Source organism: Bacillus infantis (genome assembly GCF_008180445.1).
In the GTDB taxonomy this organism is placed as follows: Bacteria; Bacillota; Bacilli; order Bacillales; family Cytobacillaceae; genus Bacillus_AB; species Bacillus_AB infantis_B.
The window spans coordinates 112,354-125,977 of sequence record NZ_VTER01000013.1; the positions used below are offsets into that span (position 1 = coordinate 112,354).

At 45.9% G+C, this 13,624-nt stretch carries 12 protein-coding genes and 1 pseudogene; 2 read left to right on the plus strand and 11 right to left on the minus strand.

Annotated features, from left to right (window positions below):
• Positions 1–105 precede the first annotated feature (105 nt).
• The 11 genes from FZD51_RS21745 to iadA form a co-directional block, all read right to left on the minus strand.
• Positions 106–1,320, minus strand: coding sequence for an MFS transporter (locus FZD51_RS21745; RefSeq protein ID WP_148976659.1), 1,215 nt, complete (start codon positions 1,318–1,320; stop codon positions 106–108).
• Between the two features lie 160 nt (positions 1,321–1,480).
• A complete protein-coding gene (locus tag FZD51_RS21750; protein ID WP_262381049.1) occupies positions 1,481–2,032 on the minus strand; it encodes a GNAT family N-acetyltransferase in 552 nt (183 codons plus the stop codon).
• A gap of 28 nt (positions 2,033–2,060) precedes the next feature.
• Positions 2,061–2,681: an HAD family hydrolase gene (locus tag FZD51_RS21755; protein WP_148976661.1), complete on the minus strand. Its 621-nt coding sequence runs from the start codon at positions 2,679–2,681 to the stop codon at positions 2,061–2,063.
• 56 nt (positions 2,682–2,737) lie between these two features.
• Positions 2,738–3,247, minus strand: coding sequence for a S16 family serine protease (locus FZD51_RS21760; protein WP_148976662.1), 510 nt, complete (start codon positions 3,245–3,247; stop codon positions 2,738–2,740).
• Positions 3,248–3,387: 140 nt separating this feature from the next.
• Positions 3,388–3,630 (minus strand): hypothetical protein, encoded by a 243-nt coding sequence (locus FZD51_RS21765; protein ID WP_148976663.1) that lies wholly within the window; start codon positions 3,628–3,630, stop codon positions 3,388–3,390.
• A 131-nt stretch (positions 3,631–3,761) separates the two neighbouring features.
• Positions 3,762–4,127 carry a cupin domain-containing protein gene (locus FZD51_RS21770; RefSeq protein WP_148976664.1) on the minus strand — a complete coding sequence of 122 codons (366 nt, stop codon included), beginning with the start codon at positions 4,125–4,127 and terminating at the stop codon, positions 3,762–3,764.
• A 493-nt stretch (positions 4,128–4,620) separates the two neighbouring features.
• On the minus strand, positions 4,621–5,898 hold the full coding sequence (locus FZD51_RS21775) for an MFS transporter (RefSeq protein ID WP_148976665.1): 1,278 nt from the start codon (positions 5,896–5,898) through the stop codon (positions 4,621–4,623).
• 153 nt (positions 5,899–6,051) lie between these two features.
• Positions 6,052–7,194 (minus strand): mannitol-1-phosphate 5-dehydrogenase, encoded by a 1,143-nt coding sequence (locus FZD51_RS21780; RefSeq protein WP_148976666.1) that lies wholly within the window; start codon positions 7,192–7,194, stop codon positions 6,052–6,054.
• 5 nt (positions 7,195–7,199) lie between these two features.
• Positions 7,200–9,278 carry a BglG family transcription antiterminator gene (locus tag FZD51_RS21785; RefSeq protein WP_148976667.1) on the minus strand — a complete coding sequence of 693 codons (2,079 nt, stop codon included), beginning with the start codon at positions 9,276–9,278 and terminating at the stop codon, positions 7,200–7,202.
• Positions 9,279–9,374: 96 nt separating this feature from the next.
• The gene (locus tag FZD51_RS21790; RefSeq protein WP_148976668.1) at positions 9,375–11,315 is read right to left on the minus strand and encodes a PTS mannitol transporter subunit IICBA; all 1,941 of its coding nucleotides are present in this window, start codon (positions 11,313–11,315) and stop codon (positions 9,375–9,377) included.
• 199 nt (positions 11,316–11,514) lie between these two features.
• A complete protein-coding gene (gene iadA, locus FZD51_RS21795; protein WP_148976669.1) occupies positions 11,515–12,687 on the minus strand; it encodes a beta-aspartyl-peptidase in 1,173 nt (390 codons plus the stop codon).
• A 243-nt stretch (positions 12,688–12,930) separates the two neighbouring features.
• Here iadA and FZD51_RS21800 point away from each other — a divergent pair, with 243 nt between their 5' ends.
• Both FZD51_RS21800 and FZD51_RS21805 read left to right on the plus strand, forming a co-directional pair.
• Entirely contained in the window at positions 12,931–13,245 is a 315-nt protein-coding gene (locus tag FZD51_RS21800; RefSeq protein WP_262381050.1) for an HPr family phosphocarrier protein, read from the plus strand.
• A gap of 191 nt (positions 13,246–13,436) precedes the next feature.
• A pseudogene (locus FZD51_RS21805) lies at positions 13,437–13,624 on the plus strand (IS256 family transposase); the annotation flags it as partial.

Consider the following 13,624-nt stretch of genomic DNA (forward strand, 5'->3'; position numbering starts at 1 on the left):
GCGGAGTCAGCATAATCGTTCATTTTTTTATAAAAAACTCTTTAATTTGTCCAATCTGCATAAATAAAGGCCGCATTTGTGCAGCCAAATGCAGCCTTTATCGTTCTATTTTTCCGTCATGAAATCCTGAGAGAATCTCTTTCTGACCGCCAGCAGGTAGATACCGCCGAATAGCAGCAATATACCCGCAATCAGGAAGGTTATCACCACACTGATGTTCTCTGCAATGGCCCCGAATAATATTGTTGAAAGAGCAAATGCCAGGGAAACCAGCGTATGCTGGGCACTGAACACCTTTGGCAGCTCTTCTGCAGATACCACTCTTTGTATATAGGTGTACATGATGATGCCTTTGATCTGATGGATAAGCCCGCTGAGAAACACTAATAGCAATGCAGCCCAGGCCAGTGAATTGGCGCCAAACAGCAATGTCACTATGGCCACTCCGAAAGAGGAAGATATTAAGGTGAGTTTCATATTTTTTTCAAAAATAGAAGAGAATTTCGTGCATATGACCCCGCCCAATATCAAGCCCATGAAAAAAGCAGTGTTGATATAACCCCACCATGCTTCCCCTGTCTTTAAAACTTCCGCAACAAACACATAAAGAATGGCAGCTATCCAGACTACGTTAGCAATGGCTTCTATTAGAATCACTACATGAAAGCTGCGCAGAGCAGGCTGCGTCCATATAAAGATCCAGCCTTCCAGCAGAACCTTCACTGTCCCCTGCTTTTCAGGGCTGGGCTGAAAAGGAGTTCTATCATTAATCAGCTGCATCATGAGGGAAGAGACAGCATAGAAGGCCAGTGTAAGCCAGATGACATACTGCCCGCCTATCGCTGCAGTCAAAATGCCGCCGAATGCCCAGCCGCCTAATTGGATAGATTCATTTAATAAAGCTAAAAAGCTGTTGGCTTTCATCAGTTCTTCTTTCTCCACCAGCCTTGGCAGCATGGCGTCTGAAGCCGGAAGTGCCCAGCCATCGAAAACAGCAATAACAAAAATCAATACCAGGACGAACAGAATATCTGGAGCACTTTGCACCAGAAGCCGGCCGGCAAGAAGAGACAGCACAGCCGTTTTGCTAACCTGGGAGAAAACAAGCATGGATTTCAGCCTGAATTTATTCAGCAATAACGGAGAAACAGCTCCGCTTACCGCCCGTCCTGCCATATTCAAAAACGGCAGAAGCGCCAGGTACACCGGAGAACCGGTAACAGAATACAAAATGGATATTAAGCCTACTATATAAAACACATCTCCTAAATTGGCAAGTGACTGCCCAATCCAAAGAGACCGGAAAGATTTGCTTTTCATATAACCTGCCCCTCTTTATCTTAGAATTTAATGATAAAAAGGGAAATTTACAATGGACGATGCCTCCTTCTGATCGTTCAAAACTTTAGGTTTAAAAATTTTTCCGGCAGAACAGGTTTTGGCTCAGTGAACAATCTGAGGGGGAGGTTTTAAAAAGCAATCAATCCTTATACAAATTCATTTTAAGAAAGTCTTCCTTCAGGATACCGTAAAGAACGCAATCCTTATAAAGTCCTTTGGCATTTCGTATCATATGCCTGACAATTCCTTCTTGCTTCATCCCCGCTTTCGTCATCACTTTTCCAGATGCAGGGTTATCCGTATTATGTGCTGCAGCTATTTTGTGAAGATCCATTTCCATGAATCCAAACTCCATGACCGCCTTTAATGCTTCAGTAGCATATCCTTTATTCCACCAGTCATAGCCCAGGGAATAGCTGACGCTGCAGTTTCCGGTGGTCAGATCCCAATCATACAAGTCAATTTCTCCGACTAATTCCCCCGTGGCTTTCAATTCGATTCCCCACCAGCAAAAGTCTTTCCTTTCATATCTGGCTGCTATATCCGCCACTCTCGCATTGGTTTCAGGAACCGTCCTGTGTGCGGCACTCACCCTGTTTTCTGCTACGCGCTCATCCGAAAGCCATCGGTCGAAAATGGCTTGGCTGTCCGAACGTTTCAGCCTTCTGAGATTCAGTCTTTCGGTCCCCATTAGCGGTGTTCCCAAATAGGTGATCATTTCAGCCAAAAACCTTTAAGAGATCTTCAAATTTTTTAATCTCCATATCATATCCACTTACTTCCCCGAAGCCGTATTGAGCATAAACGAAAGGAATCCCTGCGAATTTGGCGGCTTTTCTGTCGCCTTCTGTGTCACCTACATATACCGGGCTGGAAAGCTGATTTCTTTCGATGATCAATTTGATATTTTCACCCTTCGAAAGGCCGGTACGGCCGGGGTTTTCGAAATCAAGAAAATATTTTTCAAGCTTATGATATTTATAGAAAACCTCTATGTAGCCTTCCTGGCAGTTGCTGACGATGAAGAGCTTATATTTTTGCGAAAGTTCCTCCAGGACTTTTTCCACACGCTCATAAAGTTTTCCTCCATGAATCCCCAAATAGTGCTCTTCCGCTTCCCTGCATTCCTCCACCAGCTGCTGACGCTGTTCTTCCGTTATATCAGGAAACAGCCTGCGGCTTATTTCATCCATCTGCAGGCCCATTGTTCCTTCAAAATCTTCCCGTGTCAATTTGCCTTCCTTGCGGTCATCTTCTTTAATGACACTGTTCCAGGCAACCAGAACTGTATCAATTGAATCCCAGATGGTCCCATCTAAATCAAAAATAATGCTGTCCATGCCTATCATCCTCTCTTTCATTATGAGTATTCGTGATGCTGTACACTCCATCCATTTCAGTCTAATTCTCCCTCATTTAATCTCCCAATAGCCTTAACAGCTTCATCAACATGTGAAGCATCAATAATCTCTATTTTTCTGCTGCTTTCTTTTTGTATAGCTGCAGCTTCTTCCGCATTTTCACTCGGAATGATCAGGCAGGAGAATCCAGCTTTCTCGGCAATCCGGATCTTTTCCTTTATCAATCCTACGTAAGATACTTCTCCATGCTCATTAATCGCGCCTGTTACTGCAATAGGCAGCCTGTTTTCAAGGCGGCCTTCATTAATGAGGCCTGAAAGCGCCAGGCTGAGTCCGGCACTATTGCCGGCAATGTCTGGCTGCTGTATAAATCTCCTGAGCCAATCTTCTTCTTTTCCCAGATATTCTGCTGCGCTCTCTTCCATTTGCAGCAAAGGTTCTTTCTGCAGATGCAGCCATTTTAGCAGCTGCCGGTTTTTGCTCTCATATCTGATTTTATGATCCACTGCAGCAATGGACAGTACGTCAACTCCCTGCGCTGCCAAAATCTTTCTGGCGTCTTGTTCACTGTTCTGGTTTTTCAGCGTAAATTCAGCGACACCTACTGAAAAAATTCCCGATCCCTTTAAAGCCTCATTCGGTTCCTGATAGGCATAAGCGACATGCGAAGGGGGAGAGCTCAGCGCTACCAGCAGCAGCGGCAGTTCATAGCAGAACAGGATGACGAGGAGAAGGCTGAAACGGTGATTTGTATTCTGTTTTTACGTTTTTGGCGGAAAACAAACCATAAATTCAGCAGAATCACCAGCAGGAGGAACAGCATAAAGACAAAGGCATATTCATTGATGATTTCAAAAAGATATAGAAGCAAAAAGACTATATAGAAAAAGAATGTCATGATACCGGCAATGACACCAGTTTTATACATTATCGATCCAAGCCCCCATTGTTCCGGCTTCGTCAGCTTTTTTCGCAGCACGCAAATTTTTAATAGCAGGCTGCGAGGTCCAGCTTATAAAATGGTTTTTATAATTCTTAGATTCAGCCTGATATTACAAATCAAATCCAAACATCATTCTCCGCTGTCTGCTCTGTTCTTTCCTGCCCGGTATTTATAACGCCCTTCGGCTCTACAAGCATGATTTTGCATTCATTCTCCGCGTAAGGTTTATGTTCAGCATTTTTTGGGATGACAAACAGCTCCCCTTCCCCGAGCTCCACTTTTCCGTCGCGGAATTCAATGGTCAGCCTGCCTTCCAGAACGATAAAAACTTCGTCCGTGTCATCATGCTTATGCCATACAAAGTCCCCTTGGACTTTAACAAGCTTAAATTGATAATCATTCATTTCAGCAATGACTTTAGGGGACCAATGATCCGCAAATCTTGAAAACTTCTCTTGAAAATTGATTGGTGAATAATTCATCGTACTCTCCTTTATACTTAATTGCGTTTTGCTGCAAAAGATAATTGTCAGATCCATCCTCTTCACTATGCTTCTAGATAAAGAGGCGATAATCCTTCCTGATCAAAAAGCGACCTTCCTGGACCGGAATGGGGGAATCAGTGACAGGCTGAAAAATAAACGTAGAAATTCCCCCTAAATTCAATAAAACGCTAAAACTAGCTCAAATAGACGGAGAAATTCCGCCTATCGACTTAAAAAACATAAAATTGGGCAACTTTGATCCGCTTAACCGGAAATTCTCCGCTTATATACACCCACCCGTGCCATATTCAGCAGCTTACCCGGAAATTCTCCGCTTATTTTAAGGCTTGCTGGTCATTGCAAATGAGGATAAGACTTCCTGTGTTTTTTAAAAAGCGGCTCTGTCAGCCGAAGAAACCTTTCTTCATACAATACCACAAAATGTAAACACCCCTTATTAAATGCAGCAATCTTTACGAAAGGAGCCTAATTAAATTGCCGTTTCAGCTGCCGCCTTTTCAAACCCTTCTTCGATCCGGCTGTATTTAGGCAGCACAGCTGTGTAAAACAGGCCGACCAGTATCAGGCATCCTCCTACAAGCCAATAAAGCATTTCTACCTTCAGGATCGCCGGGAAGCTGTAGGCGATGAAGCCGAGGGTGACTGACTGTGAAAGCATCATCAGCGGGCTGATCCATCCCTGGACCCTTCCCATCATTTTTGGGTCGATGATGCTGGGCATCCATCCGCCGATAGCGATATTAACAAGAGGCAGGCCGAGGGATGTCAGGAAAATCAATACCATAAACAAGATGATCGATTCTGCAAAAGAAGCGGCAATCACAAAGGCCCCTGTAATGGTGATTCCGGCAATGATCATCTGATAAAGCTTTATTTTCTGGGAAAGCAAGGTGGCGATGAAGCTGCCGAGCAGAATGCCTGCTCCGAAAACCATTCCAATGACAACCGATAATTCTTCATATGTTTCAGGTGCAAGCCTGTATTTCAGCATAAAAACCGGCATAACGCTGAAACCGCCGTTCACAACACCGAAAACGAAGAAACCAACAAGCAGTGCTGACAGCAGCTTATTGTTCAAAATATACTGCATCCCCACTTTGAAATCCTTAAATACAAGCTTAAGATTTAGGTCCTTCATTGTGTGCTTTCCATTAGGAAGGCGGACCTCTTCTGCAATGCGGCATGATCTGATCAAAAGGGCACTGAGCCCGAATGTGACAGCATCTACCAGGATGGCCCCGTAAACGCCCACTGTCCAGTAGGCCAAAATGCCAAGGCCGTTCCCGAACAGCATGAATAGACTCATGATCAGCTGGTTCAAGCCGGCTGCAGCCGTATAGTCATCTTCTTTCAATATCCCCTGGACCATCGCATGCTCGGCCGGGAAAAAGAACTTCTGCACAGCGCTCCTCAGGAACAATACAAAGAAAATCAAAGGCATCCAGCCTATCAGGATTGTCCCGATCAATGCCACTGACAGTGCGGCAGTGATCCAGTCACAATAATAGGCAATTTTCTGCCGGTCCATCCTGTCTGCAAAAACCCCGACAAGGAAAAATACCGCGAGCGTCGGGAGGCTGTACATGAGCTCAGTAATCGAGGCATATACAGGCTGATCTGAGAAACGGTCCAGCAAGTAGAACATGAAGGCAGTCAAGCCTATTGTGCTTCCCATCTGTGAGGTGAAGTTGGCAAAAAATAATCTGGCATAATTCTTATTCTGAAAGATTTCTTTGAATTTTTTCATTTAAGCTCCCTCGATTCCGGTTAATTGCTTTAATCATAATGCTTTTTCCGGAAAGAGATAAGCGCCTTCTGATGGTTTCTTACTCCTCCTCAAGGCGGAGGAACCCTAAGCCGCATAAAAACGCCGTTCCTTCAAGGAACGGCGCATGCACTATTATTTTTTCATCTGCTCATACTGGCGGGCAGCTTCTTTTGCAATAAGATTGTCTTCCTCCAGCCCGCTGACTTCCTTGAGCACATATAATGGCCCGTGCTCTTTCAGCATCTCCTGGATTTTAACGGCTTCCTCATCTCCCTGGAAGTCGAAATGCAATGCCGCAGCAATGGCCTTGGCAAGATTCTCGAAGTGCAGACCTGCCTTCATTGCCTGTTCTGCAGGACGGACAAGCCTGTCATTCGGCCCAAGCTTCCTTATCGGTGAACGTCCTACCCTTGTTACACCGTCGTTCAGGAAACCGTTCTGGAAACGGCCGATAATTTTCCTGATATACTGTGCATGCTCTTCAGCATCAAGCCCATATTCCTTTACAAGATAGGCGCCAGTTTCCTTGAGCGTCGCTTCAGCCTGTTTGTAGACAGCTTCATCCTTCAGGGCTTCATCAATGGTTTCCTTGCCTGCAAGGTACCCAAGATAGGCGATGACAGCATGGCCTGTATTGACGGTAAATAGTTTCCTTTCAATAAAAGGAGCAAGATCTGGAACGATTTTCATTCCTTCTACAGCAGGGATATCTGTTGGTGCTTCGACAACCCACTCATAGTAAGGCTCAACCAGCACATCAAGGGACCCTTGGTTATTCTGGATCGGGACAATCCGGTCTACAGCTGAATTAAAGAAGAATACCCGGCCTTCCAGCTTTCCTGCCGTTTCTTCATCAAGGTTTTCAAGAATATAGCCTTTCAGCAGGTCTGTAGCTGAGATCTGGTTTTCGCAGGCAATGATATAAAGCTTTTCATCAGTCTTCTTAACTCTTTCCGCAACGCCCTTGGCAATGAGCGGGGCAATGCGCGGCAGGATATTCGGACCGATCGCTGTTGTAAGATACTCAGCCTCGCCGATGGCTTCAATCACCTGGCTTTCCTGTGTCAAATTATTAAGTCCTGAAACAGAGCTGATCTTCTCTGATGAACCATTCTCGGCAGCCAGATTGACTTTATATTCGCCTTGTTCATTCAATAGATTGATGATTTCTTCTGCAATATCAACAAAAGTTACATGATACCCTGATTTAGAGAACAGCGCGCCAATAAAGCCGCGGCCGATATTCCCTGCACCAAAATGTACTGCTTTTTTCATAGTTATCATCCCTTTATCAATTGGTTTTGGATATAGTCGAGAAAAATTTCTTCCAGTCTCTTTTTTATAGCTTCCTCACTGCCTGAAGAAAATATCAGCATCGCTTCATCATTTTCAATCAGGCTGGTGCTGATCAGGCTGACAATTTCCTGCTGCCTTGGGCTTAAAGACTCAGGCGCAAGCATAAGGAGCAGATTATCCGCCTCCATCATCCTGCCATCCATCCCTTTCAGCTGGACTGGGCGTCCGAGCCGTGACACTTGGAAAATCAGCTCATTTACTGCTTCATGGCGGCAATGGAAAAGAGCCAGCCCTGTTTTCGGTATGCCCAGCCCGCCCAATTTCTCCCGTTCCCTTAAACGGGTGATGACCTTACCGCTTTCTGCAAGGCTTCCCTGTTCTTTTGCACTATGTACCATTTGGGAAACCACTTCCTCATGGTCAGCTGCTTCAGGAAAAAAGTAAAACCTGAAATTGCGGAGGATTTCTTTGATACTGTTTTGAACATCACCAAGGTCAGACAGCATTTGCTCCAGACCGATGCCCCGTTCTTTTTGCTTTGGGTAACTGCTTCCGGGCGAAAAGGTGCGGCTGGCTGCCAGCTCCCCTATATGTTTTTGCAGAAAGCCCTTTGCTGCCAGTATATCCTCCTCTTCCAGGAGCGGATTGACGAGGATGTACTCCAAATCTGTGTAAGGCAATCTGACTGTTGAAAAAATAATATCGTAGCTGTTCAGATCTGTTTGCTGTATTTCCTTTATAGAAGAAACTTCGACAGACATGATTTCCGGCAATTCTTTTTTGATCCTGCTGGCCAGCATTTTGGAGGTTCCAATCCCCGTCGGGCAGATGATGAGTGCATGGACTGAAAGCTGTTCCTCCCTGAGCAGCAGGACAGATCCGAAGTGAAGGGCAATGAATGCTGCCTCATCATCGGGAAAAGAGAGGTCGCGGAACTCCAGTTCAAGGCTGTTTTTAACGGCGAGAAAAAGGGCTGGATATTTCTTCTTGATGTCTTCTGTCAATGGATTATGCATCCCCATATTCTGCCTGATCCTGAATATTGATGTTTCCATATGGGCGAGCAGGCCCTGGAATAGGGAGAAGTCTCCTGTTAAATCTGCACTCAGCTGGGCAGATACATGCTGGATGATATTTTTGACAGACTGCCCGATCATCACACTGTCATAGTGGACGGAATCGGGTGCCTGCAATTTGGAACCTTTCAGTACGATAGCAAGAAAACGGATATCCTGTTCAGCAAGGCTGACGGAAAATCCATCCGCGAGCTCATTGCCCAGGCTGGCAATCAGATTTGCTTCTTCCTTGATGTCCGGAGGTTCGATGAGGTCATCCTCAATGATAAAGCCGCCTTCTGTTCTTTGAAGCGAGATGCATACATGGACCAGGATGCCGATATAGTCGCTGTCAGCCAATCTTGATTGCCCCTTATTGATTCTTCTGCCGGCAAGGCGGTCGGCTGCGTAAAGGAACTTTGAACGGAAATAGTAGAGCACCCTGGGCTTGTTCCAGCTTCCAGCCTCAAGAAGGAACAGACTTTCTATCAGCTCTTCATTAAAATAGATCAGATAATAGTCGGCCAGCGCCTTCCTTATATCAGATTCTTTTCCGGACAGCTCAACCCCTACCCCTCTTTTCCTACTGACAGAGAGCCGGTAGCTTTCGAGCCAGCCAGCCAATTCATCCAGGTATGCAGTATAGGTCGTCACACTGATGCCGACTTCCTTTGCTGCCGGCTGAAGTTTGAAGGGTTCCCCTTTAAGAAGCTCCAACAGAATCAGCAGCTTCCTTTCCTGGGGAGTCTGGTCTGTCGGAATGGTTTCCGCCATTGTCTGCACAAGCCGGAAAACATCCTCATTCCGCCCGGAAATCACGAGTCCTTCATCAGGCGTCCGCCCAAGCTCAAGCCCGAATTGCCGAAGAACCTTTGCAACAGATGCAAGGTCCCGGTGGACAGTCCTGGCACTCACATTTAAGTAAGAAGCAAGGGTCAGGGCCGTATGCTTGCCGGCCGTCTTTATGATCAGTTCTATGATGCTTTTCTCCCTTGAGGTAATAAACATCTTTATCAGCCCTATCTGCAGCCAGATTCTTTTCAGCCAAAAAACAAAAGCGCAAAAAGGCACAAGCTGTGCCTTTCTGCATGACTTTACCGGTCCTTACCCGTTAAGGATATCCATTAACTCTTTGGCTGTTTTCGCCTGGACCATTTTTTCGATGTTTTCCATCTCCGAGCATGTGACGGCAATGGAAGACAATATTTCAAGATGGGTGCCGTCTTTACCGGCAATTCCGAAGATCAATCGTACTTTTTCACCGTTAAAGTCGACTCCTTCCGGAACCTGGATGACAGTGAACCCGGATTTGATGACTTCCTGCTTAGCCGCTTCTGTACCGTGAGGGATGGCAACATCATTGCCCATATAAGTTGAAGTCATTTCATCACGCTCAATCATGGCTTCAATATAATTTTCACGAACATAGCCGCCGTCGGCAAGCGCTCTTCCGGCAAAGCGGATGGCTTCATCTTTATGATTGAATTTCTGATTCAGGAATACATATTTTTCAAGCAGCAGATCATTGTTTTCCTGCGTTTCAGCTGCAGGCGCATCCTTGCGTTCTTCTGCTGGCGATCCCCCCATCGCTTCCGCTTCCGCATCTTCAGCGATGTCAATCAGTTCTTCTTCTGCAGAGCCTTTCAGCTTGCTGATGAGGTTATCGTACTCAGGGCTTGAAAGGAAATTATCCACTGACACATGATAGGCTTCAGGGATTTTATTTTTTGCCCTTGGCGTCAGTTCTTCCTGTGTAATGACTACCTGTGCGTCAGCAGGAATATTGCTGATCGCCGTATTGGTCACATTCACATCATTAAGGCCAGCAGCCTTTACTTTTTTGCGGAGCAGAGAAGCACCCATGGCGCTTGAGCCCATTCCGGCATCGCAGGCAAACACAATTTTGCTCACATCTTCAGGAAGCTTGCCTTCTGTTGCAGTAAAGGCAGAAGCAACCGAGCTTTTCTTACCTTTCATTTCCTGCATCTTTTGTGCAGCGGCTTCGATGTTTTCATCTGACTGTTTGCCTGTTTTCAGAATGAAGGCAGAAGCGATGAATGATACAGCGCCTGCAACAAGGACAGCCGCAAAGTTGGCAATATAAGCACTCGCATGGTGAGGCGTGACTGCCGTGATTGCCAGGATGCTTCCCGGTGATGCCGGCGCGAACAATCCGCCGCCAAGCAGGACAAGTGTGAACACGCCGCTCATTCCGCCAAGGATGACCGCGATGAATAATAGCGGACGCATCAGGATGTATGGGAAGTAAATTTCATGGATTCCCCCAAAGAAATGGATAAGTGCAGCTCCGGGTGCAGATTGCTTTGCGTTTCCTTTTCCAAAGAAGATGTAAGCAAGAAGCACACCGATACCAGGCCCAGGGTTTGCTTCCAGCAGCAGCAGGATGGACTGGCCTGTCTGCTTGATCTGTTCAGTCCCGATCGGAGTCAGGACCCCGTGGTTGATTGCATTGTTAAGGAATAGAATTTTCGCAGGTTCAATCAGAATGCTTGTTAATGGCAGCAGGTTTGTATCTACAAGCCATTCCACCCCGCTGACCAGCCAGCCGGTGAATACATCGACTGCAGGTCCGATGCCCGCAAATGCCAATATCGCAAGAAACCCGCCAAGGATTCCCGCAGAGAAGTTATTGACAAGCATTTCAAAGCCTGCCTTGACCTTGCCTTCAATGGCGCGGTCAAAAAGCTTGATTAGATAACCGGCGATCGGGCCGACGATCATGGCTCCGAGGAACATCGGAATATCAGAGCCGACGATGACACCCATAGTGGCGATGGCGCCGACTACAGCTCCGCGCTGGTCGTGGATCAGTTTTCCGCCTGTATAACCGATCAGCAGCGGAAGAAGATAAGTAATCATTGGGTCAACCATTTTGGCAAGGCTTTCATTTGGCCAGAACCCGGATGGTATGAATAGTGCAGTTATCAGGCCCCAAGCGATAAACGCACCGATATTCGGCATAACCATGGAGCTCAGGAAGTTACCGAATTTTTGTACAGCTATTTTTATATTAGGCTGAGCCATTTGCACTCTTCCCTTCTATCTATAGTATTTACTTATCTATGGTAAATGACAGGGGGGCAGGGTTCAATGAAGAAGAAAACTAACTTTGTCGCATACCATTGTGACAAACCTATTGTTTCTCAAAAAGAGCCAGTTATTCTTACAGCTTGCAGCAGAAAGAGCAGACTGAATGAAAATCTTCAGTCTGCTCTTTACAGGTTTATTCAAAAGTCCCTTTGACAATGGCCTGTCCGCCTTCTACCATGGTCCTGCCAAGGGCTATGACGGTATCAATCTGATAATCGTCCGGATCCAGTATGACCAGGTCTGCATCCCTTCCAGCTTCAATCGCCCCTTTACGAGGCAGCTTTAAAATGTCTGCCGGGTTTTTGGTTATGACCCTGATTGCCTGGTCCAGCGGGATATCTTCGAGGAGGATGCTGTCACGGACTTCACTAAATAAAGAGGATACCTTCCCGACCTTCATGCCGATCAGTTCTCCTGCCTCGTTAAAATCCGGAAGGCTGCCCTGGGCATCAGAGGTAAAAGTAATCTGTGATATTCCGACCCCTGCGTCAAGCATCCTTTTCAATCCCCTGCTGCATTTAACCTCCCCTTCCTCCTGGAACTTTGGAATGGAGCTGGTTGTAAAATCAACATAGCCTCCCCTTTTGGCATATATGATGCCTTCCTCAAAGAGATGGGGATTGCGGTTGATATGAGTCGGGTAAAACTGGCGGAGCGGTATATCAGTCTGTTCCACCACATCTTCAATCAGCTTCAAATGATCATAGCTGTCGCCAACATGGATGTTGACGATCCCGCCTTTCCCTGAAAGCATTCCCCCGACCCTTGCTGCAGATGCTATTTTCGCAAGCTCCTCAAGGGTAGGCTGGGATGACCGATGGTCGCTGATGGCAATTTCCCCTGCCCCGATTATTTTATCAATCAGGATGATATCATCTTCAATTTTCCCTGTGAGTGTCTTTACCGGCACCTGATAGGATCCTGTCTGCACATAGCAGGTGATACCTTCTTCCTCCAGCGCCCTTGCTTTGGCAATCAGGCTGGGCATCGTCCTGGTGGTAGCATCTGTTCCGATTACGCCCACAATGGTGGTAATGCCTGCCAGAGTGGCATCGGTCAGCTGCAGCTCAGGAGTCCTTGTCCGGTAGCCGCCCTCGCCGCCACCCCCGATGATATGGACGTGGGCATCAATGAAGCCGGGTACTACCAGCTTTCCCTCTGCCTCTATTATCCTGATATCTGCAAAGCCTTCAGGCAGATCGATATGATCCTTTATATAGCCAATCTTATTCCCTGTAAGCAGTATATCTTTCTTTCCTATATGATCAGGTGCATATACATTCCCGTTTCTGATGAGAGTCAGCAACCTCTTGTCCCCCTCCGTGATAAATGCCTTATTATTCAGAATGATTATGCATTTATCTTAAACCTGACTTTACCAGCCAGCAAATCATAAGCCTCATACAGCAGCTTCTAATTGGAAAATTAGAGAAGCCCTGTCATCATTTTGACATGTTTAGACTTCCGGGACCGGGGTAAATCTCAAGTAACAATAAACGATAAAAAACAAACAAAAAACTATAAATATACGATAAAGGAGAACTGAACCATGATGAAAGAAATCATCTCTACAAACATTAACCTGGATAGACATTTTACAATGAAAGATATGCTTGAAATCTATCAGGCCGCTAAGCAATATAAAGGCAACACAATCATCTATTGCAATCAGAAGTCAGTTGATGCTTCCAATATGCCAAAGCTGGTTTCCTTCCTGCTGACCCAAAAGGCGAATACATCCATTAAAGTGATTGTCGAAGGGGTGCAGGCAAGGAAGCATCTCGCTAAAATCAAGGAAACTTGCGCAAACCGTGTATCTGCATTCAAAAAGGCTGACCAGCCATTAATGACGGAAACCGTTTAATTCCCAGAAAGGCAGTGAACCTATAATGATCCGGACGATTCTTATGATAATCGGCGCCATCGTTGTGATTGGCGCACTTGTAAGCTGGCTGTTCTAAGACGACAGTGCGGAAAATGTTGTGTAAATAAGTATGAAAGCAATCCTCCTTGGCGAGAATTAGGATAAATAATTTTGTCGAGGAGGATTTTGTTATGAAATTACCAAAGGAAGTTGTTAAAGATCTTGTAAAGGAAAAAAAGTTCACAAGCACCAATGAAATCATGGAGACCATCAAAGAAATGTTTTCTGATATTTTGGAAGAAGTACTCCAATGTGAGATTGAAGAGCAGCTGGGTTATGAGAAGCACCAACGCCGGAGTAATGGGCCCAGCAATTACCG

What these genes read in the sequence shown, in the direction of transcription:
- FZD51_RS21745 (WP_148976659.1), bottom strand. Translation starts at nt 1,320, where the DNA reads ATGAAAAGCAAATCTTTCCGGTCTCTTTGGATTGGGCAGTCACTTGCC.
- FZD51_RS21750 (WP_262381049.1), bottom strand. Translation starts at nt 2,032, where the DNA reads ATGGGGACCGAAAGACTGAATCTCAGAAGGCTGAAACGTTCGGACAGC.
- FZD51_RS21755 (WP_148976661.1), bottom strand. Translation starts at nt 2,681, where the DNA reads ATGGACAGCATTATTTTTGATTTAGATGGGACCATCTGGGATTCAATT.
- FZD51_RS21765 (WP_148976663.1), bottom strand. Translation starts at nt 3,630, where the DNA reads ATGTATAAAACTGGTGTCATTGCCGGTATCATGACATTCTTTTTCTAT.
- FZD51_RS21770 (WP_148976664.1), bottom strand. Translation starts at nt 4,127, where the DNA reads ATGAATTATTCACCAATCAATTTTCAAGAGAAGTTTTCAAGATTTGCG.
- FZD51_RS21775 (WP_148976665.1), bottom strand. Translation starts at nt 5,898, where the DNA reads ATGAAAAAATTCAAAGAAATCTTTCAGAATAAGAATTATGCCAGATTA.
- FZD51_RS21780 (WP_148976666.1), bottom strand. Translation starts at nt 7,194, where the DNA reads ATGAAAAAAGCAGTACATTTTGGTGCAGGGAATATCGGCCGCGGCTTT.
- FZD51_RS21785 (WP_148976667.1), bottom strand. Translation starts at nt 9,278, where the DNA reads ATGTTTATTACCTCAAGGGAGAAAAGCATCATAGAACTGATCATAAAG.
- FZD51_RS21790 (WP_148976668.1), bottom strand. Translation starts at nt 11,315, where the DNA reads ATGGCTCAGCCTAATATAAAAATAGCTGTACAAAAATTCGGTAACTTC.
- FZD51_RS21800 (WP_262381050.1), top strand. Translation starts at nt 12,931, where the DNA reads ATGATGAAAGAAATCATCTCTACAAACATTAACCTGGATAGACATTTT.